The sequence below is a fragment of the Streptomyces sp. NPDC037301 genome (assembly GCF_055602785.1).
This window is the reverse complement of the sequence record NZ_JBVJWD010000003.1, coordinates 542,871-565,835: the sequence shown is the minus strand read 5'-3', so window position 1 is coordinate 565,835 and position 22,965 is coordinate 542,871. Positions and strand designations below refer to the sequence as shown.

Here is a 22,965-nt window from a genome sequence, read left to right as displayed (position 1 = left end):
TCCGGGCTGGCGCGCGGAGACCATCGGCATCAGGGAGTTGGAGGTGATCGCCAGTGCGGTGACGGCGCTGACCAGCACAGTCACCCCGAGCAGCAACGCCGAACCGGTGGCGCCGGTCCGCGCGGGGTTGAGCCGTAGCTGTTGGGTGGCGAGCCGCCCGGCTGTGCCGCCGAGCCGCCGTGCGGGGGCGCCCAGCGCCGCGACGACCGCCGGCAGCAGCCGGTGGCTGAGCCTCAGCACCCCGAAGAAGCTGCAGATCGCGCCGAGCGTGACTGCGAGCAGGGAGAGCGGCGGTCCGGCCACCGCCCCGAGTGCCAGCAGCGCCACACCCGCGAGCAGCAGGGCCGCGGACCACGCCGCGGCGCGCAGCCGGGTTGGGCCGCCGCCCGCACTGTGCGTACCACCGAGCGCGGCCAACGGCGGCACCGCCGAGGCGGCCTTGGCAGGACCGCGGACAGCCAGCAGGGTGAGCAGGACGCCGAACAGGCAGGCCGACACGACGGTCACCGCGGACGGCAGGAGCGAGAGGTGTACCGGCCCGAGGTCGGCGGTATGCACCAACGCCGTACCGGCTGCACAGAGCCCGGTCCCGAGCAGCGCCCCGGCGGCCGAAGCGCCCACTCCGAGCAGCAGGCCCTGGCGGCGGATCAGTCGGTGGATCTGCGCTCGGTCGGCGCCCAGGCAGCGCAGCAGGGCGAGCTGTTGGGTCCGCTGCCCCAGCACCACCGAGAAGGTGTTGCTGACCACCATCCGCGCTACCGCGAGGGCGATCAGGACGAAGGAGAGCGCGGCGATCAGCACCACTCCGTAGAGGGTCTTGCTCTGCCTGGTCGCCTCGGCGACGGCCGCGTCTCGGGTGCGAATCTCGGCAGTGGGGCCGAGGGCGGCGCGCAGCGTCTCTGCACCGCGCGCCCGCGAGGCGCCCGGCAGAAGCCGGACGTCGAGCTGGGTGGCGGTGACGCCGGTGGCGTACCGCTGCACCGCGCCGTCCGGGACGCCGATGATCGGGTGTCCGGCGAAGCTGGGCGCGCCGCGGCCGTCCAGGGTGCCGACCAGGTGGGCGGTTGCGGTGCCGCCGTCGGCGCGGACCAGCCGGATGTCCGCGCCGGGCGCGGCGGCGATCCGCCGCGCGGTGTCGGCGTCGAGCAGTACCTCGCCCGGGGTGCTCGGCCACCGTCCGTCCTTCAGCAACTGCCAGCGCAGCGCCGGGTCGGCGGCGACCGAGCTCACCACCGCGGCGTCGCCCAGCGGCCGCCGGTCCGCGGTCAGCACCCCGCCCCGGCCGGTCAGCCGCAGCGACACCCCGGCCACTCCGGCCACCTGCCGCGCTCGGGCGGCCGTGTCGGTGTCCAGTGCTCCCTTCGCCGCGGGGGTCACCTGCACGTCGCCGGGCCCGACTTCGGCGCTCGCGGTCTGGCTGAAGGAGTCCACCAGTGCCCCGCTCCCGCTCACGGAGGCGATCAGGAAGGCCACCCCCAGCGCGATCGCGGCCCCGGTCAGGGCCAGCTGCCGCAGTTGCCCGCGCAGTTCGGCCACGGTGTATCGGTACGTCGTCATCTTCCCTCGGCTTTTCCGCCCTGAGCAGTCATGACGCGCTGTCAGGAGCACCACCGAGCCTATGGACCGCTGCCCCCGGCCCCGTCAGCATCAGGTACTCACTTTGATCAGCCCCAGGTGGCCCCCGCCCTTCACCGCCTCCACCCTCAGAGGTAGCCACCCCTGACCGACACCCAGAACGGCAACGACAGGGTGAGCCGCTGCCGCACTGAGCCGCGAGGTGGCGGGCGGCCGGCGGGCCGCGACGCCTTGGCGGCCGCGGCCCGCGCCTTCCACGCCCTGGCCCGTCCCGGCCCGGCCGCTGAATGTGCTGCCGTACGTGTTCGTGGGCGCGCTGGTCGTCGGTGTCGTCGGCTTCGCCGTGCTGCGGGCGGAAGCCGGAAGTCGCCGAACGCGCGGGAACGTTCGCGGACGATCTGGACTGGTCCCGGACCGCCTCTCCCCGATGCCCGGCTCCCCCGCACCCCGCGGGCGGCACCGGGCAACGCCCGTTGGGCCCGGCTTTGGGGCCAAGGGCCCAGGTCACCCGGCCCGTACACCCGTACGCTCACGCCCACACCCGAATGCAGAACTACGGGCACAGGCATGGCAAGTGGGCGTCGGAGAGGAAGAACCGTGAGTGGTGGCGGGGGCTGGGGAAGCGGAGGCGCGGGCCACATACCACCGGGGAGCGGGGGTGGTGGTTCCGGCGCGAGCGGGGGTGCGTTCTTCGCTCTGACCCGCAGTTGGGCCGCCGGTGCCCTGGTCTACATCGCCGCCGGATATCTGGTGTCGCGCGGGCTCGTCGAGATGCTCGCCACCGACGAACGGCTCACGTCCTTCGGCTGGCGCCTCGCCCTGCTGCACGTACCGAACGTCATCACGACCGTGCTCACGGTCCTGGCATCGGCCCGCGTCCTGCCCGACGAACAGCGCGAGTCCCGCCTCCTGACGCTGCTCGCCTCCCTGGGTGTCCCGCTGGCCGCGCTCACCTACGGATTCGCCGTGTCCTGGCATCTCGTGGGCTTCGAGGGCGCGTTGATGCCGATCGTCTCGCTGGTGACCGGTTCGGCCGTGGGGCTGGCCGTCGACCGGCTGCTGGACGACCGCGAGGAACAGTCGCCCGCGCCGTACCAGCCGTACTCCTGGCGGGACGGCGGAGCCACCGCGATGGAGTACCTCGGGGTGATCATCCTCGTCGTCACGATGATCGGCGCGATGGCGATGGCGGGTGTCGGCGGGCAGATCGGGGAACGCATCCGCTGTGCGATCAATTCGATGGGCGGCGGCGGTGCCGGCTGCTCCACCGGCGGCGGGGACACCACCGCGAAGCCGAAGACGGACGCCGACTACGAGCCCAAGATGTGCCAGGTCTCCAGCATCTCCGACACCGTCGGCGACAAGGTCAAGATCGGCTGGTTCGAGTGGGGCAACGAGTACGGCTTCCAGCAGAAGGTCAGCCAGGCCAAGACGGATGTGAACGAGGACGGCAAGGTCGACGAGAACGACAAGCTGGTCTACATGACGTTCACGGACGCCGCCTCGGCCGGTGCCACCGCCAGCACCCCCGGCGTCAAGCTCGGCAAGCTGGGCAAGGCCGATGTGGACGTCGGCGGCGGCATCAAGATCACCAACGGTGACACCTGGGTCTTCAAGAGCGAGGAGGACGCCAAGAAGATGCGGGACGACATCGAGGAAATGAAGATGTGGGAGACCTCCACCAAGTACAGCGGTGGCTACGGCGGCGGCTGGTACTCCGGGATGAAGTGGGCCGACAAGAAGAAGGACGTCGAGAGCAAGATCGGTGACAAGAAGATCTCGTACTCGACCGTCGGCCTCAATGTGTACGCGGACGGCGGCCTCTCCATCAGTGCGGGCGACGAGACCAAACTCGGTGCCAAGCTCGGCGGCAAGGCCAAGTTCTCCCCCGAGGTGACCATCACCAAGGACGACGTCAACGGCAACGAGTCGTACACGTACACCGCCAAGCTCGACCTGGAGGGCAAGGTCGGCGGTTCGGCCGGTCCGCTCGGCGGCACGGCCACCGCGAAGGACAGCCGGACCGGGGCGATCACCGTCACCCGCGACCAGAAGACCGGCAAGATCGTCCGCATCGACATGACCCAGACCGTCGAGAACGGCTCGACGTCCGACAAGGGCGACATCAGCGGCGACAACGGCGAGAAGGGCAAGGACAAGCGCGGCGGCAAGGTCAGCGGCACCGACTCATCCGGCGAGACCGGCATCGAGGTCCGGACGAACTCGATCATCTTCGGCAAGGACACCGACAAGGCCACCGAGGACAAGCGGGCCGTCGCCGAGCAGTGGCTGGACGGCTCCGGCAACAACACCGCCCCGTTCGAGTACATGTTCGGCGACCACTCCATGCAGCAGAAGCCCGCCGGAACCGACCCGTTCGACCAGCTGATGTTCCAGGACGGCCTGTCGAGCACCATGAAGTACCACGGTGAGACGGACGCCCAGGAGTTCGGCTTCGAGGTTTCGCTCGGCATGAGTCTCGGATTCTCCATCTCGGACGAGCACAAGAAGGAGACACTGACGGACGCGCAGTTCCTCGGGGCTCCGCAGGGCGACAAGCGCTCGTACCTTCCGTACAGCTACTGCGCGAAGTAGTTCGTACACCGGGTACGGCTACGGTGCGCAGCAACCACGCACGACGACGAGGCGATAGGCGATGACGACGACGATGAAGATGTCCCGGGCAATCGGCGCAGCTGCTGCCGCCGCCATCGGCCTCGCCCTGCTCACCGGCTGCGGCGACGACGCCGCCGCGGTCCCGGAGGGCTGGGGCAAGCTCGACACCAAGAGCCTCTCCGTCGGCTACCCCGGGAAGAAGGGCTACAAGGAGCAGCCCGCGGCCGACCGGGCCAAGGCCAACGCCGCCGTCGCGCTGAAGGAGGAGGGCGGGCTGCGCACCGGCATGGTCTCCGTGCAGCTCGACTTCGCCACGGGCGTGGACGACGCGGGTGAGGCGGCGGCTGCGGCGGGCGCCGGTATCGGTATCGGGGCGACCCGCAAGGAGACCTCGGACGTGCGGCTGGCGGGTGCGGAGAGCGCCCGTGAGGCGCGCAGGATCGACTACGAGTTCACGTCGAGCGGCAAGGAGCAGACCCCGGCGCCGGGCACCGAGATGACGGGCGTCGTGGTGGCGGGCGTCGATTCGAAGGACGTGCCGTTCGCGGTCCGGATCAATGCGGTGAAGGGCTCGCTGAGCCGGCAGGACCTCGACGCGTTCGTCGAGTCGATCACCGTCAAGTAGCGGATCAGGGGCGCTCGTTCATGCAGATCCTGCCCGGCGGCACGGCCACGTTCCTGCTGCTGTTCGGCCTGTTCCTCGGTGCGTTCGCCGTCCGCTCGGCGCTGCGTCTGCATCGGGTGCTGCGGTTGGTCCGGCACGGCGAACACGCCGAGGGCCGGTGCGCGGACCGCCGGACGGTCGACCGGGGGCCGGGCATGGACCGGAGTCACGTCACCGAGTACGTCTTCGCGTTCCGTACCCGCGACGGCCGCGACATCGAGTTCACCGACCACGCCCCTGGGCCGTTCGGCTTCGAGGTCGGGGCGCCGGTCCGGGTCAGTTACGACCCGGCGGCCCCGTCGAAGCACGCCACGGTGGCGGGCCCGGGGGCGTGGGGGCCGGTGGTGATGCCCGCGGTGTTCGCGGTCGTGCCGGGGGTGTTCGCGGTGGGGCTGCTGGTCGGGTTCGCGGCGATGCGTGGGTGGCTCTGACGGGTTTGGATCTGACGGGTTGGCTCTGAGACACGCCGCTCACGGGCGCGCAGGGGTCAGAACGTGGCCCGGTCGAACGGCACCGGGAGCTTTTCCAGCGCCCCGGCAGCCCGCAGTCGTGTGTTCGCCTCGATGATCGTCTCGATGGCCGGGGACTCCGTACCGCCACGGGTGAGGTCGATGACCAGTCCACCGTGTGTGGTGCGGACGTACGTGCCGGGCAGCCCCTCGGGTGCGAGGGCGGCACGGCCGGCGGAGAGAAAGACCGCACGGCCGCAGCGAGGGTCGCTGTTCGCCAGGTCGAACCGCTCGGCCACCGCCCGATACTGGGGCCTGTCGTACACCTGCCCGGCGTCGATCTCCCAGTTCTCCGCGAGGAGGCGCAGGATCTCCGGAGCGCGCCGGATCACCTCCGCGGTTTCGTCCACCTCGCGCGACCGGAAGGCGAGCGAGACGGAGTTCACCGCGTAGTGCGAGGTACTGCCCGCGTGAATCGCCATGGACACGCGCGCCGCAGGGAGGTTCTGCGCCCACAGCGACGTCGTGTAGCCCACCACGTCGAGGTCGGGGCCCGTGTTCTTCCGCTCGATGTACTCCGCCAGTGCGGGGACCGAGGGCTCCAGCACGGGATCGGACGGGAGGTCGTCACCGGCCTCGTGCCATACGTCGAACGTCGGGCCGTCGATGTCCTTGAGCGCGCTGAGCGTGCCGGACCAGCGTTCGGCGACGGCCTGAACGGATTCCCCGCGAAGGCCCCAGACGCCGTTGACCACCACGTTCAGCACGACACGTTCTCCTCGGGCTCCGGTCTGCGGTTCCACACCCCGCCCGGCGTTCAGCCGGTCACGTCCCCCGGGGTGTGGATCACCTTAACCGGGATGCCCCGGTCCTCGAACATCTCTCGCGCCGCCTCGGCGACGTCCGGGTCGGACAGGTGCCACTCGACCGGCTTGCCACGTGCCGCGTCGACCTGACGGCGCGCCTGGTCCGCCCACCGGTCGGCGACCTTCGACGTGAGCGTCCCGGTGTCGGCGTTGTAGTAGTCCTTGCCCTTGTACCCGTATTTCGCTTCGAGGTAGGTGCCGCGCGAGGCGTCCCAGCCGTCGAAGTCGACCGGCTTTCCCGTGAGTTTGTCCAGCGGGACCCGGTACTCCTTTCCGCGGCCCACCTTGGAGATCTGCTCCTGATAACGGGCACCCATTTCGGTCGGGTAGCTCCAGACGCCCGGCTTGATTTCCTTCCAGTTGCCCTCCCCGCCGTCCTTGGCCCCGGCCGGCGGGTCCTTCAGGTCCTTGTACCAGGCCGGCTTCGGAAGGTTCTGGGCGCGCTCCAGCTCCTGCTTCCGCTTGGCCGCGTCAGCCGCCTTCTTCGCCTCGTCGGCCAGCCTCTGGGCCTCGTCGGCGGCCGCCTTCTTCTCCGGGTCGACCTCGTCGCACTTTCCGGTGAGGAACCCGACGGGCACGGACGTGCGGGCCGCGGCCAGGACGCCGGTGCCGGAGCCGGGCATTCCCATGCCCGCACCGCTGCCGTACGGAACTCGTACGCGGCCGCCCATGCCGACCGTGCAGCCCTTGAGGCCGGCCTGCTCGGCCGCGTCGTCGGCGTGCTGCTGCGCTTCCTTCGCGGCCTTCTCGGCGGCCCCGACATCGCCCGCCTTGGCGGCCTTCTTCGCCTTGGCCGCGGCCTCCGACGCCTTCTCGGCCACTTCGCCGAGCTTGCCGAGTTTCCCGAGCTTGCCCAGCTTTCCGAACTTGCCGACGAGCTTGGCCTCGCCGTAGCCGGGGATGAACAGCGAGCCGATGTTCCACAGGCCGGTGCCGATCGCCTGGCCCTCGTCGCCCCTCTTCCACATGTCGCGGACGTCGTCGCCGATGAACATGTCGTCCAGGACCTTCACCCCGGTGCCGCCGGACGCCTTGGTCCAGTCCCAGACCGCACCGAGGTAGTCGCCCTTGGACCACTTGTCCCCGGCGTCCTTGGAGTCCTGGCTCCACTTGTCGCCGAGGCTCTTGCCGTAGTCCTTCAGGCCGTTCCACGCCTTGCCGGGGTGGATGATCGTGTCGAAGGTGCCGGTGATGTCGCCCCACAGCCCGTCGCCGACCAGGCCCTCGAAGAAGCCACCGGTCTGGTGTGCGGCACAGGAGAAGAACGCCCCGACGCCGGAGGTGCAGCTCTCACCGGGCTTCTCGTCGCCGCCGTTGCCGCCGTCGTCCACATCGTCGCCACCGTCCGGTTCCCCAGAGGTGTCCACGTCGTCGCCGCCGTCGTCGACCTGAGTGGCGGTGTCACCTCCGCCGGAGCTGCCGGAACCGGAACCGCCGGCGGCGTCGGAACCACCGGCCGCATTGGAGCCACCGGCCGCATTGGAGCCACCGGCCGCGTTGGAGCCACCGGCCGCGCCCGCCCCTCCGGAGTCGGTGCCACCGGACGCGGCCGCCCCACCCGAATCCGTACCACCGGACGCGCCCGCCCCTGCGGAGTCCGTACCACCGGACGCAACCGCGCCGCCGGAGTCCGATCCGCCCGAGCCCGAGCCGGCTCCCCCGGACTCCGTACCCCCGGAGTTCTTCCCGTCCCCCGCCACCACATCGCCCCCGGGCGCAGGGCACGCGCTTCCGGTCAGCTGACAGATCGCGTTCCGCATCTGACCGGTCAGCTGGGCGCCGATGCCCGTGGCGACGAGTCCACCGATGAGAGCCACGACCACCAGGACCATGCCCAGGTATTCCATCGCGGTCTGACCGCCGTCGTCGCGGCGCCACTTGATCATCCGCGCGATGCTGAACGGCCGGTGCGGCACACGCTGTTCGAGGGGCAGCTCGAACCAGTCGCGCGAGCTCGGCCGGAACAGCAGGACGACGACGGCGACGGGCATCACCAGCTGCGTCACGCCTCGCCCGCCGCCGTCCCCGCCGAGGGTCGCCAGCGCGCCGAGGGTGAGCCAGACGTGTACGGCCAGGAGTCCGCGCCAGATCCAGATGCCGCCGGTCCGCAGATACAGCGAGAGCACGAATGCGGTCACGCTCGGCAGCGCCGCGTACAGCAACAGCCCGAACAGCTGGCCGTCGACCTCATTGACCGCCGACGCCACCGTCAGCACACCGGCGCCGCCCAGGACCGCGGCCGCGAAGAGGAGCCGGACGAGGATCAGTACCGCCTGCAGCGGGCGCGGCAACGGCTGCCTGCCCTGCTGAGCCACGGCAGCACCCCCACCGGCGCCGCCCGAAACCGCAAATCCGCCTATGCCAGACACGACGAGTCCCCCAGCTTGCCGGTGTGCAGCCACAGTTCAGCCACTCCACGCATCCGACCACATCGGTACCCTTCGGGCATGGGTCTCAGGACCCAATGCGAGGCTCAAAGTTGCTGATTCCACCCGGAGTTGCAGATACGCAGAAGGCCGGGGAACCGCCCCTCTACCGGCTGGGGACCTCGCTCCCGAACAGCATCCACGGCGACTGGTCGTATGACGCCACTCCGGACAACTGCGGTTGCATCGCAGCGATTTCATGCCTGACTGCGAGCGTGTCGGGCCAACTGTCGAAGAATGTCGTTCCGTTGATGACGACACCGCTCCAGTCGGTCGCCGCGGAAGCGCCCTCCCGGTCGACCACGAAGCCGATGCAGAGCACGGAAGCCCTCCCTATCGCCTCCCTGATCGCCCGCGCGGCCACCTCCTGCTCGTCCCGCGTCAGCCGACCGAATCCGAATTCGAGCGCGACGACTCCGTCCCCCATCCGCCGGATGCGCGCCGGAACCAAGGCTCCGCTGTTCACCCACAGCAGGAAGTCGACCCTGTCGATCCGCTGCAGGCCGGCCAGGAGTACGAGCTGCTCCCTGGTCACCCACGACGGAGTGCCCCACGGATCCGGCCCCGGGCCGAGGAGCGTGACCCGCCTCGTGACGGGGTGTCTGAGCCGCAGTCCTGCCGCGTCGAGATCACCGAAGAGCGACTCGGCGTCCGGGCGGCTCCAGCCGAGGTGGTACGAGTAGAAGAAACCGTCACTCATCGACACATCACCCCAAGAAGTGGTGGAGCGTGCAGATCCAGGTACGCATGGGCACGCCGGACAAGCGCTCGTGGCGGGCGCCTGGTCAGGTGGGCTCATGGTTGGTCGCGTACGAGCGTAATGAGCTCCGCCCGCCCGGGCTTGGGCCCACGGACCCAGGGGCGGGCCCCAATGGAACAAAGCGATGGACAGGGGGCGGGAGATCGCACATCGTGTACGCCGATGACACGCACCGATACGCCTCCCGCATGGGACGAGCGCACCCAGCTGGCCACCTTCCTCGACTACGCCCGCGACACCGCACGCGCGAAATGCGAGGGCATCTCACCGGAGGATGCCCGCCGCGCCCCGCTGCCCGGCTCGCCCCTGATGACGGTCTCCGGGCTGATCAACCACCTCAGCTGGGTCGAGTACTACTGGTTCGAAGTGGCCTTCCTCGGCGGCGAGGACGAAGGGCCGTGGACGGACGAGGACCCCGACCGCGAGATGCGCATCGCGGTGGACATTCCGCTCGCCGATCTGCTGTCGGAGTACGAGGCACGGACCACCCGCTATCGCGAACTGGTCGCCTCCCACGACCTGGACACGCCGGCCAAACGCCCGCGCAGAGACGGCCGGTATCCCGATCTGCGCTGGATCGTGCTGCACCTGATCGAGGAGACCGCGCGGCACAACGGCCACCTCGACGTGATCCGGGAGATCGTCGACGGCACCACCGGCGTCTAGCCGGACAAACGGCTCAGACCGACCGGCAAATGGGGGGGTGGGAGAAGGAGCGGGGCTGGGTGCGTGCAGCTGCAAGGCGGAGGATTGAGCCAACGCGATGGGGTCTCCCCTGCTCGAGCGAAGCCGAGAGCTTGGGGAAGTTGGTGATTGACGACAACGCCGGAGGGGGTCCCCCCTGGCCCTTAAGGCCTTGGGGGAGTGCGTGCCCAGCCCCGCGACGCCGCCCCCCATTTGCCGGTCGGTCTCAGTCACAACGGCAGACATCGGCGTCGACCTGGATCTACGTGCCGGCTCCGCCGGGGCGGTGCCGGTGATGGCCGTCAGTGGGACGGGGCGTGAGATGCGGCCGGTGAGAAGGAGTGCGTTCGATGACCAGGAGGGCGGCGTCGTCGGCGGGGTGGCCGCCGATGTGGGCGAGCAGATCGCGGTGGATGTGGTGCAGCAGAGTGTCGGGGTTGTTGGCGGGGAAGGAGGCGACCCGTTCGGCCAGCGGGTAGAACGCCCCGGACGGCGAGCGGGCTTCGATGACACCGTCGGTGTAGAGGACGAGCATGTCACCGCCTTCGAAGGGGAACGCGTCGATGCGGTCGTCCTCGATGGGTCGTTCGCACACGCCCAGCGGAGGCAGGGGCTGTCGGGCATAAAGGACCGTGACCCGCTGATCGTGCACCAGCAGAGGCGGGGGATGTCCGGAATTGATCATCTCGGCGGGCGACAGGGCGTCGTCGGGGATCTCCAGGACGAGGCAGGTGATGAAGTGCTCGCCGACGTCGTGCTCGGTGTCCGCCACGTCCTCCAGATTCCGGGAGACGCTGTCTTCGAGGGCAGTCACCAGCCCGGGGAGGGTGGCATACCGGTGAGCGCCCTCGCGGAATGCCCCCAGCACCAGCGAGGCCTCACCGATGGCGGCCAGCCCATGGCCCCGGACATCGCCGATGGCCACCCGGGTCGCGGCATGCTCGGCGCGGGCGAACGCAAACAGATCGCCCCCGATCTCGGCCTCGTCCTCGGCGGACATGTACAGCCATGCCACCTGCAACGGCCCGATCCGGCGTGGCGGAGGCCGCAGCAGAACCCGCTGAGCCGTCTCCGCCACAGAGCGTGCCAGGCTCAGCGCCCGGTCGCGCCGCTCCCGCACAAGCCGCAGGAAAACCACCAGAGCGGAGAGCGCGGTCAGCGCGATGATCTGCGCCAAGTGGTTGGGCGTGGTCAGTCCGCCGAGGAAGACAGCTATGAGCACCTGGGCCGCCACTGCCAGGACCCCGGCCAGAGCAGTGAGCCGTGGCCCGGCGAGGGAGGCGGTCAGAGCGGGCGCGATGACCAGCAGTGGGCCCAGATGGACATCGCGCCCGCTGTAGATATCCAGCACGGTGATCGTCCCAATCAGCACGAACGGGATCGCCACCAGTCCACCGCCGGCTGGATGCTCCAGGAAGTGATCCCACAGACGCCGCACACCCATATGACCCTCAGCACCTCCTGGGCGCCCGCCGCCGCGACCTCACCGGGCTCCGTACGGCGCTCGCCGCACTCCTGGCCGGCTGCGAGGCAGACCGCGTCCCGGGTAGCACAGGCCTCAGTCCTCCAGTTCGGCGAGCCAGCGCAGGGCGCGCAGACCCGGCAGGAAGCAGTACTCACCGCCTCGGGTGACCACGAAGCTGGGCAGGTTCCGCAGGCGGCGCCGGACCGGCTTCTCCGGGATGGTGGCGCTGCCGGTTCCGTCGTGATGCCCGGCTACCGGGTCCTTCTCGCCGGGGTAGCCGATGAAGTTGCCGTCGTTGACCCACTCGGCCTTGATGAATTCGAACTGTCGTTCAAGGTGGGCTCCGATGAAGACTCCGACCAGGCCCCGGTCGGCGCCGTCGTCCTCCAGCACGCCCTCCGGCAGCGGCGGGCCGTAGGTGGTGCCGCGGCGGATGAGGCGGTGCATCCGTGCGTCGCCGATGATCGTGGCATCGCGGGGGTTGGTACGCCGGATGTGGGCACCGGCGGGGCACCGGAAGCCTCGGTCGTCGTTCTCCCGGTACAGGAAGTTGTTGACGCGCTGCGGGTCGGCCGCCAGCTCCGGGTCATCGTGCTCCGGCGTCAGCGTCAGCGGTGCCCCGCTGGGCCAGCGCCCGACCATCTTCGCCGCCAGGAGCGCCTCCTCCTGGGCGCTGGAGGTGTTCGCGCGCAGGTACCGGCGCCAGGCCGCCACCTTGGTGTGAATCTTGCGCACGGCCACGTAGGTCCCGTTGCGCCCCAGCACGTCGGGGCTGGGCATGGACGGCGGACTGCCGGTTTCGTCGGGGTAGCCGAGGATGAATTCGCCGGCCTTGATGGGGGCTTCCTGGGGGTTGGAGCCGGGCAGCCCGAGGCCCTCGATGTTCGGATGGCTGATGCCGTCGCGAAAACCGAAGGTGGTGCGCCCGGTCGGGAGCTGGTGGACCTCCTGCTGCCAGATCACCTGGACACCGGGCGTGTCCTGGTAGGCGACGCGGGCCCGCTCCAGAGCCTTGTCCAGCCGCGCCGCATCGGGAGAGAGTGCACTCAACGCGATATGCACGTCGCCCGTTCCGAACGGTGCCTCCCAATGGGCCGGGGCGCTCTCGCCCACGTCGCCGATCAGGTCCGCACGCGCGGCCATGCCCTGACGGAACGCCTGCGGAAAGCTGTCCAGCGACTCCTGGGGCACCCCCAGGGCCCGCAGCCCCTGGTAAGTGAACGCCACCGCCACCCAGGCACCCTCGCTCGGGTCCGCGCTGGGCAAACCACCCTCGACCGCCGGGAGCAGCCGCCGCAGCAGGGAACGCCCGGCGTAGCGGTCATCGACACGCAGGAAGACGAACCTTCCCTCGTACGGCGCAGGCCGTGGACGCAGTGCCCCGCTCTGGACGTCGTCGATCTCGACGCCCACGCCCGCTCCGCTCGCGCTTGCCGCCACGTTCATGATCGCTTGTGCCTCCACATCGGTCTTCAAGCCGGACAACCCCGCGGCGGCCGGCTCGCACCCGCCGGCGCGGTCCATGACGCGCAGAGGTCGGTTGTGTCCGGGTTCTAGGCTGCGGCTTCCTCCATCAGCTTCTGGAAGGCCGGCGTGGCCAGCAACTCGGCGTTGGCCGGGTTGTCCAGCGCCGCCCGGAACTCGGGGGTGTCCAGCACCGCCTGGAACGCGTCGTCCACGCGCTGGTCCTTGTAGATCTGCTGAACGGTCAGGTCGGGATAGGCGCTGACGAAGACCCCCGCGGGCTCCTGGTGGGCGACGAACCAGTCCTTCACCCCTGGATCGGTGACGCCGGGGAACCCTGCGGTGTGCGAGAAGACCTTGGCGAAGCGGTCCCCGACCACCGTCTTGGCGAAGTCGTCGATGTAGGTGTCCCAGGAGCCGTCGAAGACGCTGGCGAACATGAACCGGGTGTCGTTGTCGAAGATCACGTGCCGTGCGTCATGCAGGGTGCCGATCTGGCGCACCGCCGCATGGGCGTTCTCGTCAGCTGCCGCGTCGGCCATCGCGGCGAGATCCTCACGCAACGCATCAGCATGGCCCGGCTTGATCTCGGTAAAGACGGTGAACTCGCTGCAGACCCCATCCTTCCTGCCCGGGCGCTCGGGCTGGGCTGAAGGGGTTGCATCTGTCGTCGCAGCCATAGTGAGCCTCTCCTGCCACGCATCCGTCCGAGGGTCGCCAAGCGTTCGGGGTGAGACGCCATCGCCCTCGTCTCTCATGATGACCGCGCCGCGCCGCCCGCGCCTCACCAGCGCCGCGGGGACGGGGCGACACCTGGTCGGGCGGTGCGGTGCCAGGGGCGCAAACCCCGGCCTCCCGAAGTCCTGCCCTGTCCGGCTACCCCATCGCGGCGATGCCGGGTGCGATGTGCTCGGCGACCTGGTGGGTGAAGCTGACCGGGTGCCGGTCGGGCAGCACCTGGATCTCGCTGATGCCCAGGCTCGCGTACGCCTCCGCTTCCGCGAGGAACGCGTCCGGCCTGGCCAGCACCGGGCCGTTGTACATCACGGTCTTCGCGATGGCGTCGTAGTCACGGTCCTCCGCGGCGCAGTGGGCGCGCAGCACGTCGAGCTTGTGGGCCACTTCTTCCTGGTCGGTGGCGAACAGATTGCAGGCGTCCGCATAGCGGGCGGCCAGGAGCAGGGTCTTCTTCTCCCCTCCGCCGCCGATCATGATCGGCGGGCGCTCACCGATCGGCTCGGGCACGCACAGCGTCTCGGCGAGCTGGTAATGACGGCCCCGGAACGGGCCGTTGTCGTCACTCCACATCTGCAGGCAGATCAGGATCGTCTCCTCCAGCCGTTCGAACCGCTCGGCGACCGGAACCACCGGCACTCCGAGCCCGTACTGCTCCCGCTCGTACCAGGAGGCGCCGATACCCAGCCTGGCCCTGCCGCGCGACAGCACATCGAGACTGGTGACGATCTTCGCCAGCAGCCCGGGGTGCCGGTACATCACACCCGTGACCATCAGGCCGAGCGTCATGCGCTCGCTGAGCGCCGCCACGTAGCCGAGGGTGGTGTACCCCTCCAGCATCGGGTCGTCGGCGACGGTCTGCCCGGTCTCCATCTGGAAGTAGTGATCCATCACGGTGAACGACGAGATCCCCGCCTGTTCGGCGATCCTCACCGACTCCGCGAGCGTCGGCGCGATGAGCGCGGGGTCGGCCGGTGTCGAGTAGTTCCAGTAGTGCAAGCCGAGATTCACGTCCGACCTCCGCAGGTCAAGGGAGAGCGGGCCGGGACCGCGTCGCCGTCCCGGCCGAAGTGTTCAGGACGCGTGCTTGGCGTACTCGCTCCGCACTGCGTCGACGCTCACGTACTCGCGGTCGGGCAGGCTCCTCGCGACGGTGGCACGTTCCGTGAGCCCGCTCGCATCCATTCAATTACCTTATGTAGTTCCTCGTCACGCTATGCGAGGCCGGAGTCATCGGCATTTCGGTACGCCCGGCCGAGCGGACCTGCGTTCAGCACGGGTACGCCACGGACATCGCCGGGGTCGCCGGGTGTGCGGCTCACGCGCTACGGCACCGTTCCTGCCGCCCGACCGACGCATACGGGTCAAAGATTGGGCCCTTCTCGGACACGGCTTCGCCTCGCTGCTGACGTCGTCCCCGCAAAGGACATCTTCGATCCCGACCGTTCATACACCTCCGGGGAGGAAACACGTGCGCGCACGCGGATCACGTATGAGCGTGGCTGCCGCGGCGCTGACCGCGGCAGCCATCGCGGGTGGCGTCACAGCATCGGTGAACGTCGCTCCCCGGGCACCCGCAGCGGCAGACCGGGCTCGGCTGTCCCAGCTCGCCCAGAGCTACCTGCAACAACGCGCCGACCTGGTGACCCGGGCCGCCGCGCAGTCCCCCACCCCCGAACCACCGGCCGCGGCCACACCGTCGATGCGGACCGAGTTGCGGGCGGAATTCGCGGCGCTGGTCCGTAAAGGCCGCGCCTACCGGCAGGCCGACGGCGGGTACATCCGCGCCACGGTCGACGTGACGGTGAACGACGCGGTCGAGGAGGGTGACGCCGTGACACTGCACATCACGGAGGACACCCGCCTCTACCCCCCGTTCACTTCCGCTCAAGCAGCGGAAGGAGCCCCGGAGTGCGAGGAGTACTCACTCCCCCACACACTGACCTTCACCCGTGGCCCTTCGGGGTCCTGGCTGCTCGCCTCGGACAGGGCCGAGCTGAACGACGGGCTCGCGCCGAGCACGCAGGTCGCCGCGTCCGGCCGGCGTGAGCGGCTCCGTACTCAACATCAAAATGATCTCCGCAGAACAACATCGCGCGCCAACTCCAAGGGGATGACCGATGCCGGACGCGACCTCAACGCCTGACGGCCCAATGTCCGGCCCGCGCGCCGGGAATCCTTGCCGCGCGCTTGGGCTTCGAGGGCGCCTGATGGGGCCGGTTGCGGAAGCCGGCGCGGAGGGTACACGGAGGACTCCCCTCCGCGCACGGCCGCGCATACCCTGGCGCGTATGACCACGGGGGATGAACTGCTCCTGCTCGCGATAGTCCCGGGCAGGCGGCGAATCCGGATACGGGCCGAGGACCGGCTCCGGTTCGCCTTGCGGGCCTCGGAGTTGGCGGATCTGGGCCTGGCCGGACGGATCGCCCTCGGCCCCCGACGGATCGAGGTGTCGGACCCCCGGCGCGTCGAGGACCGCCGCCTGAACAACGTCCTGCACAGTCTGGGCGCGACTGTGCCCCCGCCCAGCCTCAAGGACTGGCTGCGCCGCACACCGCGTTCCCTCGCCACCGAGTACCTCTCCCGGCTGGAGGACCAGAGGGCGGTCCGGGTCCGCCGGTGGCGCGACCCCAGCGGCCGTAAGCGCCACGACATCCTCTCCGTCGACCTGCCGCGCCGCCGGGCGCTGCTGGCCCGCCTCGACAGCATGGTCCGTTCCGGCTCCGCGACGTCCACCGCCGACCGCGACCTGACCCTCGCCGCCCTCGTCCAGGCCGCGGGCCTGGCCCCTGCCGCCTACCCCGGCCTGCGGGGCATCACCGACCGCCGCCGTTTGGCCGCCCTCACCGCGACCGACCGCCTCACCCCCGCAACCGCCGGAGCGGCTCCGGCCGCCGACGAGGAACTCGCTGCGGCACTGACCACCGGCGCCGACGTCCTCACCCGCCAACTCATCGGCGAACTCAGCGACCTCTACGCCGACTTCACCACCGGCGGCCACGGCCTCGGCCACGACCTGGACCCGGGCAGCTGGTCCGAGGGTGGCGCGGGCGGCACCGGCCACCACGGCGGCGGCCACGGGGACAGCGGCCACGGCGGCTGGTGACACCGACAGCCGGGAGTCGCACGCCCCTTGTTCCCCGGCGTCGTTCCAGCCCCGCAGCCGACGCCGGCACGTGATGCCCGACCCGAAGCCGAGTTCTCCGGGCAGGAACTCCCACTGGATGCCGGTGTGGAGCACGTGATCGTGTACTGCTCGCCGTAACCACGGATCTCGAAGGTCGAGATCGGCAAGGCGGTCGTGGGCGGGTACTCCGTCGCCCTCTGGTGGACGGTCGGCCTCACACTGCTCGCCGGCCTGCTCGCCGGCCTGCTCGCCGGCCTGCTGGTCACGGCCAAGGCACCCAAGCGGTGACCCCGGCGAGCCGCCCCAACGATCAACCCTGAGGCCCGCGTTGCGCGTCAATGGCACCGGGAGGGCAGCACCTGCCCTCCCGGTGACCTGGAGGCAAGACGCATGAGGCAACGGGCTGCACGTATCTCCTCGCTCGCTCTGGCGGTGACCGCGGCCGTGGGAGCGTCCGCATTCGCCCCGCCCGCACTCACCCACTCCACACATGCGGCACAGCCACCGCAGTCGGCACAGTCACCGCACGGCCACGAGGCGACCGGGGCCGCGCTGCGTGATCTGGTCGAGAAGGGCGGACAACCCGGAGTCGCCGCCAACTCGCTGGACATCAACCACAGTTGGTACGGGGCGGCCGGTCACGCCGACACCGCCACCGGCCGTGAGCGTTCGCCCGGTGACCACTTCCGCGGGGCCAGCATCACCAAGACGTTCACCGCGACCGTCCTGCTCCAGCTGGAGGCGGAGGGGAAGCTGAGCCTGGACGACACGGTCGAAACATGGCTGCCCGGCCTGGTGCGGGGCAACGGGTACGACGGAAGCAGGATCACCCTGCGTCAACTGCTCAACCACACCAGCGGCATCGCCAACCACACCTCGGACCCCGAGTTCGTGCACGACGCCGCCGGCCCCGGCTTCCCGGAGCACCGGTACGACACCCACACGCCCGAGGAACTGGTGGCGATCGCGCTGAAGTACCCGCCGCGACCCGATCCGGAGAAGGCGCCGTTGTACTCGAACACCAACTTCGTGATAGCCGGGATGGTCATCGAGAAGGCGACGGGCCATTCGTACGCGCAGGAGGCCGCCCGCCGCATCATCCGGCCGCTGAAGCTGCGCGGGACGTCGTTCCCCGGCACGGCGCCGCAGATGCCGGACCCGCACCCCGTCGCCTACTCCCGCTTCCACCAGGACACCCCCGACGCCGAGATCCACGACGCCACCGAGCAGAACATGACCTGGCTGGGCGCGTCCGGCGACATCATCTCCACCACCGGCGACCTCAACCGTTTCCAACGCGCCCTGATACGGGGCGAATTGCTGCCACCCACACAGATGAAGGAAATGCTCGCCGAGGTACCGGCCGGCGACGGGACCGGGTACGGACTCGGGGTCGAGTTCGCACAGCTGTCCTGCGGCGTGAAGGTGGTGGGCAAGAGCGGCCGTACGAACGGCTCCCTGTCCGCGATGGTCGGCACGCAGGACGGAAAGCACCAGCTGACGTTCAACGTCAACGGTGACTGGCTGCAGGACGGATCGCTCTACGTCAACGTGATCGAGGCGGAGTTCTGCGGCAAGGCCCCGGCCGCCACGAGCAAGGCGTCGCTCTCGACGGATCGGCTCCCCACCCCTGTCGCCGACTCCCTCCCCGATTCGTTCGCCGCTCTCCCCCGGGCCGAGGGCTGAACGCACCGGACCGTCCTCGTTGATGCCGGGAGTCGTCAACTCGCCGTAGCGGCGCCGGACGTCGCCGCTACGGTGTCCTGCATGACCGGCATCAGCTTCTGGATGTCACCGGCGGACCGGATGGTCCCAGGTCGGCGTGGCCCTGCTGCCCATGGCCGGTGCGGTCGTCATCGCCTCCACCCAGGTGCTGCCCGGCACCCTCCTCGTCGGCTTCGGTCTGGGCCTGGCCTTCATGCCGAGATGGGCGGCGAGGGCGGCCCCCTCGGGTGCCCGGTGACGGATGAGCTGCCCACCCCCGACGGCCGGGGCCGCTACAGCCGCTTCGTGGGCGGCTCGATCTACTGGACCCCGGAGACCCAGGCCCACCCGGTGTGGGGTGCGGTCCGCGACAAGTGGGAGTTGATGGGCTGGGAGACGTCCAAGCTCGGCTACCCCGTCGGCGACGAGTTGACCAACTCCGACGGCCAGGGCAAGCGGCAGCAGTTCGAGGGCGGCACCGTCTACTGGCACCCCACCCTGTCCAACGGTGCACACCCGGTCTGGGGGCGGATCGGGGAGATGTGGGGACAGTTCGGGTGGGAAGGCGGCGACTTCGGCTACCCCACCTCGGACCAGTTCCCCGTATCCGAGATCAAGGGCGTCATGCAGACGTTCTCCGGCCGCGGCACCACCCTGTGGTGGTCCCCGGGGTTCGACCGTGGGGACACCAACCACCCAGTGTGCAAGGGCGAGTGCGTCGGCTACCGGGCCGACACGAACACGGAGTGGGTGCAGAAGACCGAGATCGCCCGCGCCATCGAGAACGGCACCATCAGCGGCAACGTCGACATCTCGGTCATCCCGACCGAGGAGGGGTTCGAGTCCGCCGACACCAGCTACGACCGACTGTGGGACCAGTCGTTCAGCAAGGCGCCCTATCCGCTGAAGTGGCTGAACTCGGAACAGAGCTCCTCCCTCTACAAGCAGCTCGCCTGTCACGCCCGCTACGCCTACACGCTCCCCACAACGTCCAGCCGCTCAAGGAAACGCCTCTTCAACGCTGGATCGAGCCTCTTACCGCCCACGGTCCTCGCAACTCCCAACATCGTGAGTGTTGCGAGGACCGCTAGAACCCAAGCCCTCGCCTTTCGGGGGGTGGGGCCCTTCTCGTGTTGAACGTGCGAATCGCCGCGGGTCAGTTCAGCCGGTGGCGTCCTGACGCCTGCGGCGCATCCACCGCACCAGGGCGGCCGCCACGTTGCCGCTGCCGCCGAGGTAGAGGGTGCCGGTGTCCCGGCAGGAGACGTCATCGGGCTGGAGGGACGTCTCGGTGGTGGTGTCCAGGGTGCGGTGTTCGACGTTGAACCGGGTGCGGGAGATGTTCTGCTTGGGCTGCTTGGAGAAGTCCACGCCGCCGACGCCCTGGTTGTAGACCTCGCCGCCGTACTCCAACTCGAACCACTCGATGCCCTCCTTGACGGAGTCCATGTAGCGCTGTCAGTGCGCGCTGTATGTGTAGACGGCGGTGGAGGCGGCGCACTCGCCGGGCGGGATCATCTCGACCCGCAGGGTGCCAGTGCGGGCGTCGTAGTCCACGCCTTCGGTCTCGAAGTCGGTTCCCGCGCAGGCGGAGCGCTGCGGGAGGGGGAGGATGACGGAGACGTGGCCGGTGACGGGCTTGCCGTCGAGCGCGTGGTCGAGGTCCACCTGGAACAGCGGGCGCTCCACCGGCCACAGCGACAGGGTGCTGTCGTCGGAGGCGCACACCAGGCGCGTCGCCGAGACGAAGTCGCAGCCCTGGATGTCCCGGACCGGGTGGTCCAGGGAGATCCGGCCTGCCTCGGGAAGCTCGCCGCCACCCGCGGGGGCCTGGGCGTTGAAGACCGGTGCGGGGAAGACCAGGAGCCGGTCCTGCTGGTCCCATTCGCCCGAGACCAGCCACTGCGCGTCGGGAGAGACGGCGGCGAAGGAGTTGTTCATCCGCTCGTCGCCTTCGAGCTGGTGCGTGTAGACGAAGCGCTTTCCGCCCGGGGTGGTGACGGTGAACATCTTGGCTGTCGCGCCGCCATTGCCCTGGTAGGCGTCGAAGATGCGGTTGCGGGCGATCTCCGGGTCGCCGATGTGGGTCCAGCCCTGGTCTCTGAGGTCCTGGGGGATGGAGCCGTTGCCGCGGAACAGCAGGCTGCCGTTGCTCCGGGACGCCAGGCCCTGGCCACCGGCGCGCGAGTCGACGTACGAGACGCCGGTCTCGGTCCACGTGCCGGAGGAGGGGGAGGAGGCGACGGCGGTCGCTGTTCCTCCGGTGGTGGCCAGGGCCAGTGCCCCGAGGAGCACGAAGAACTTCTTCATGGCTTTTCAGCCTTCCGTCTCAATGAAGATGGGGTTGGGGTAGAACCACGTGTCGAGCCAGGGGTTGCCGTCGCCCGGCACGTGCGGAATCGGTCCGTTGGGGTCGATCGAGGCGCCCAGGTAGCCCGCCCCGTTGCGCTTGCCGTCGCTGCCGCGCAGCCGCAGGTAGAAGGACTTGTCCCCGGCCTCGACAGGGATGGTGAGGGTGTACGTCCCGGCGCGCTCCGACACGTCGGAGGTGTGCACCACCCGGGTGTCCGGCGCCCGCCACTCGTGGGCCGACAGCAGTGAGCCGGCCGCGAAGGCGGCGCCGAACAGACCGACGCGACGCAGGAGTCCGCGGCGACTGAGGGACTGGGCGTCAAGTGACGCCGTGGGGGTCTGCGGATCGGCCCATTTGGGCAGGGGGTGGCGCTGTGCGGGCATGGCGGGTGTGTCTCTCCTTTTCGGGAAAAACGGGTGCTGGAGCGAAAAGAAGGTCCAGCGACCGGACGCGCCGGCAGGAGCGGGAGCCGCATGGGGCGGGTGCTGATGTCACCGTGGGCGACGCGGGTGTGGATCACCGGCAGTCGAGCGATATCGGTTCGTCGTGGTGCGTGGCAGCGCCGTCACACAAGTGCCGTCAAAGAGCGCCGCGGCCGCACCGGGAGCGGCTCGCATACGAGCGGGTCAGCGCCTCTCACGAGAGCGCTCCGCTTCAGCACTCAGTGGGCCGCTTCCGATCGGTGCGTGCTATCGGCTAACCCTCGGCCAGGACATTTCATGCGATTCATACCTTGCGGTTTGATGGTCCAGTCTGCGCGCGATGAGGACGCCGACTTTCGGGATGCCGCCGAAGTTCCGCCGTATGTCCGGCGGTGGCCTCCGACAGCCGCTCCCCTCACGTACGCGCAACGCCCGGCCGCCCCGCGGGGCGGCTGCCGGCCGACGCCTGCAGCCTCCCGTCGTCCCGTAACCTCCGGGTGAATCCGCCCTTAAGGTCGGGGGCGAGTCAGACGGCGGTCCGGCGCTCGCCGGAACCTTGCCGGCACTTCCTGCTGAGACGGCTGGACTTCCTTTGCATAATCGGGGTCTGTACGGTCAACGGCCCTGTCTCCCGTTCGGTGGTGACGGAGGGTGGTGCTAGCCGAGGAGAATGCGGTGGCGGAGGAGGGTGAAGGTGCCCGCCCGCACATCTGCCGCGCGAACAGCTTGGTCTTGGTGTTGACACCTTCGGTTCCACCGTTGTGGTACGGAAGCGTGAACGCGGCGGTCACAGCGTCGCGGTCTCGGTCCAGGCCCCGGGTGAAGGCGTGCAGATGGGGCAGGTCGGCTGCGCGGACCTGGACGATCCAGCGCGCGAGCGCGTCGCGGCGTGGTCGCGCGGGGCGCGGGCGCAAGCCCATCGCCGCGAGTCTCAACGGGGCAGCTGAACCCACGACTTGATTCCTCGCTGCGGCGGGTTGGCCTCGCAGGCGCCCCACTCCCCGCCCCAGTCGTCCACAACAGCTGCCAGCAGAAAGAGCGCCTGCCGACGCCGCGTCTCGCAGAGTGTGGCCACGTCCGGGTTGAGGTGGTGGGGGTGTTGGTCCCAGACGAGGAGGCGGAGCGCGTCGTCCCGGTGGCGCAGGGATACGTAGAGCTCCTTGCCCGGGCTCATCCTGGCGGTCACGGTGATGAGTTCGTTGACCGCAAGCGTGGCCGGCCAGATGAACGGGGCGAGCGCGTGCGCTTTCAGAGCGGCGCCGATCGCGGTACGGCCAATGAGCGCGCTGCGGACGTCGCCGGGCAGCGTAAAGCTCATCGCGAGCCCACGGCTGGAGCGGCCCTTGGAACGCAGATATGGCTGCGGGTACGGCTGGGTGTTGGGATGCGGGCTGCCGGGATACGGATACGGATACGGGACCGGCGTACGCGTCTCGGCGACGGCCGGGCAGAGTGCGGCGAGTGAAGATGAGTGCATGGCTGACTCCCCTGATACGGGTGGTGAGTTGGCGGTGTCTCCCTTTCGCGTGGGTGCGCACGAGTGGCTCTCACGGTTGCGTTGTGGACGAGCAGTGGCTTGTCTCCCTGACACGGGACTGCCTCTCCCAGGGAAGGAGGTAGCGGGCAGGACCGCGCGATGCACTTCCGGCTCGTCG

At 69.7% G+C, this 22,965-nt stretch carries 20 protein-coding genes and 3 pseudogenes; 9 read left to right on the top strand and 14 right to left on the bottom strand.

The window, feature by feature from the left end; genetic code table 11:
• Positions 1-1,557, bottom strand: a 1,557-nt coding sequence (locus ACZ7IB_RS08700; protein WP_470910416.1) for an FtsX-like permease family protein, incomplete at its 3' end; no start/stop codon positions are given.
• A 615-nt stretch (positions 1,558-2,172) separates the two neighbouring features.
• Between ACZ7IB_RS08700 and ACZ7IB_RS08695 the strand changes: the two genes are divergently transcribed.
• The 3 genes from ACZ7IB_RS08695 (at position 2,173) to ACZ7IB_RS08685 (ending at position 5,286) form a co-directional block, all read left to right on the top strand.
• Positions 2,173-4,170 carry a hypothetical protein gene (locus ACZ7IB_RS08695; protein ID WP_470910414.1) on the top strand — a complete coding sequence of 666 codons (1,998 nt, stop codon included), beginning with the start codon at positions 2,173-2,175 and terminating at the stop codon, positions 4,168-4,170.
• A 61-nt stretch (positions 4,171-4,231) separates the two neighbouring features.
• Positions 4,232-4,816 (top strand): hypothetical protein, encoded by a 585-nt coding sequence (locus ACZ7IB_RS08690; RefSeq protein ID WP_470910412.1) that lies wholly within the window; start codon positions 4,232-4,234, stop codon positions 4,814-4,816.
• A gap of 20 nt (positions 4,817-4,836) precedes the next feature.
• Positions 4,837-5,286, top strand: coding sequence for a DUF3592 domain-containing protein (locus ACZ7IB_RS08685; RefSeq protein ID WP_470910410.1), 450 nt, complete (start codon positions 4,837-4,839; stop codon positions 5,284-5,286).
• A gap of 56 nt (positions 5,287-5,342) precedes the next feature.
• Here the strand turns inward: ACZ7IB_RS08685 and ACZ7IB_RS08680 are convergent, their stop codons facing one another.
• The 3 genes from ACZ7IB_RS08680 to ACZ7IB_RS08670 all read right to left on the bottom strand — a co-directional run bounded on the left by ACZ7IB_RS08680 (position 5,343) and on the right by ACZ7IB_RS08670 (position 9,296).
• On the bottom strand, positions 5,343-6,071 hold the full coding sequence (locus ACZ7IB_RS08680) for an Imm52 family immunity protein (RefSeq protein WP_470910407.1): 729 nt from the start codon (positions 6,069-6,071) through the stop codon (positions 5,343-5,345).
• Between the two features lie 50 nt (positions 6,072-6,121).
• Entirely contained in the window at positions 6,122-8,485 is a 2,364-nt protein-coding gene (locus tag ACZ7IB_RS08675; protein WP_470910404.1) for a Tox-REase-5 domain-containing protein, read from the bottom strand.
• 217 nt (positions 8,486-8,702) lie between these two features.
• Positions 8,703-9,296: a hypothetical protein gene (locus tag ACZ7IB_RS08670; protein ID WP_470910402.1), complete on the bottom strand. Its 594-nt coding sequence runs from the start codon at positions 9,294-9,296 to the stop codon at positions 8,703-8,705.
• 222 nt (positions 9,297-9,518) lie between these two features.
• Between ACZ7IB_RS08670 and ACZ7IB_RS08665 the strand changes: the two genes are divergently transcribed.
• Positions 9,519-10,022 (top strand): DinB family protein, encoded by a 504-nt coding sequence (locus ACZ7IB_RS08665; RefSeq protein WP_470910401.1) that lies wholly within the window; start codon positions 9,519-9,521, stop codon positions 10,020-10,022.
• Positions 10,023-10,302: 280 nt separating this feature from the next.
• Here ACZ7IB_RS08665 and ACZ7IB_RS08660 read toward each other — a convergent pair whose 3' ends face one another.
• The 4 genes from ACZ7IB_RS08660 to ACZ7IB_RS08645 all read right to left on the bottom strand — a co-directional run bounded on the left by ACZ7IB_RS08660 (position 10,303) and on the right by ACZ7IB_RS08645 (position 14,715).
• The gene (locus ACZ7IB_RS08660; RefSeq protein WP_470910399.1) at positions 10,303-11,484 is read right to left on the bottom strand and encodes a PP2C family protein-serine/threonine phosphatase; all 1,182 of its coding nucleotides are present in this window, start codon (positions 11,482-11,484) and stop codon (positions 10,303-10,305) included.
• A 114-nt stretch (positions 11,485-11,598) separates the two neighbouring features.
• Positions 11,599-12,981 (bottom strand): Dyp-type peroxidase, encoded by a 1,383-nt coding sequence (locus ACZ7IB_RS08655; protein WP_470910397.1) that lies wholly within the window; start codon positions 12,979-12,981, stop codon positions 11,599-11,601.
• A 77-nt stretch (positions 12,982-13,058) separates the two neighbouring features.
• The gene (locus tag ACZ7IB_RS08650) at positions 13,059-13,649 is read right to left on the bottom strand and encodes a hypothetical protein (RefSeq protein ID WP_470910393.1); all 591 of its coding nucleotides are present in this window, start codon (positions 13,647-13,649) and stop codon (positions 13,059-13,061) included.
• A 196-nt stretch (positions 13,650-13,845) separates the two neighbouring features.
• Complete coding sequence (locus tag ACZ7IB_RS08645; protein ID WP_470910391.1) at positions 13,846-14,715, bottom strand: LLM class F420-dependent oxidoreductase; 870 nt, start codon at positions 14,713-14,715, stop codon at positions 13,846-13,848.
• 481 nt (positions 14,716-15,196) lie between these two features.
• On the opposite strand from ACZ7IB_RS08645, the gene ACZ7IB_RS08640 reads away from it, so the two are divergent.
• Entirely contained in the window at positions 15,197-15,850 is a 654-nt protein-coding gene (locus ACZ7IB_RS08640; protein ID WP_470910389.1) for a hypothetical protein, read from the top strand.
• A gap of 144 nt (positions 15,851-15,994) precedes the next feature.
• A complete protein-coding gene (locus ACZ7IB_RS08635; protein WP_470910387.1) occupies positions 15,995-16,810 on the top strand; it encodes a GOLPH3/VPS74 family protein in 816 nt (271 codons plus the stop codon).
• A gap of 33 nt (positions 16,811-16,843) precedes the next feature.
• On the opposite strand, the pseudogene ACZ7IB_RS08630 reads toward ACZ7IB_RS08635, so the two are convergent.
• Positions 16,844-16,945 (bottom strand): annotated as a pseudogene (locus ACZ7IB_RS08630) (IS5/IS1182 family transposase); the annotation flags it as partial.
• Between the two features lie 276 nt (positions 16,946-17,221).
• Between ACZ7IB_RS08630 and ACZ7IB_RS08625 the strand changes: the two are divergent.
• The 3 genes from ACZ7IB_RS08625 (at position 17,222) to ACZ7IB_RS08615 (ending at position 19,672) form a co-directional block, all read left to right on the top strand.
• Positions 17,222-18,517: a serine hydrolase domain-containing protein gene (locus tag ACZ7IB_RS08625; RefSeq protein WP_470910385.1), complete on the top strand. Its 1,296-nt coding sequence runs from the start codon at positions 17,222-17,224 to the stop codon at positions 18,515-18,517.
• Between the two features lie 136 nt (positions 18,518-18,653).
• On the top strand, positions 18,654-18,794 hold the full coding sequence (locus tag ACZ7IB_RS08620; RefSeq protein WP_470910383.1) for a hypothetical protein: 141 nt from the start codon (positions 18,654-18,656) through the stop codon (positions 18,792-18,794).
• On the top strand, positions 18,791-19,672 hold the full coding sequence (locus ACZ7IB_RS08615; RefSeq protein WP_470910381.1) for an LGFP repeat-containing protein: 882 nt from the start codon (positions 18,791-18,793) through the stop codon (positions 19,670-19,672). Before ACZ7IB_RS08620 ends, ACZ7IB_RS08615 begins: the two co-directional genes overlap by 4 nt.
• Before the next feature lie 24 nt (positions 19,673-19,696).
• Here ACZ7IB_RS08615 and ACZ7IB_RS08610 read toward each other — a convergent pair whose 3' ends face one another.
• The 5 genes and pseudogenes from ACZ7IB_RS08610 to ACZ7IB_RS08590 form a co-directional block, all read right to left on the bottom strand.
• Positions 19,697-19,984 carry a hypothetical protein gene (locus ACZ7IB_RS08610; RefSeq protein WP_470910379.1) on the bottom strand — a complete coding sequence of 96 codons (288 nt, stop codon included), beginning with the start codon at positions 19,982-19,984 and terminating at the stop codon, positions 19,697-19,699.
• A gap of 9 nt (positions 19,985-19,993) precedes the next feature.
• A complete protein-coding gene (locus tag ACZ7IB_RS08605; protein ID WP_470910376.1) occupies positions 19,994-20,845 on the bottom strand; it encodes a hypothetical protein in 852 nt (283 codons plus the stop codon).
• A gap of 6 nt (positions 20,846-20,851) precedes the next feature.
• Positions 20,852-21,115 (bottom strand): annotated as a pseudogene (locus ACZ7IB_RS08600) (histidinol-phosphatase); the annotation flags it as partial.
• Positions 21,116-21,967: 852 nt separating this feature from the next.
• A pseudogene (locus tag ACZ7IB_RS08595) lies at positions 21,968-22,188 on the bottom strand (transposase); the annotation flags it as partial.
• Positions 22,189-22,241: 53 nt separating this feature from the next.
• Entirely contained in the window at positions 22,242-22,787 is a 546-nt protein-coding gene (locus tag ACZ7IB_RS08590; RefSeq protein ID WP_470910374.1) for an ATP-binding protein, read from the bottom strand.
• Between the last annotated feature and the right edge of the window lie 178 nt (positions 22,788-22,965).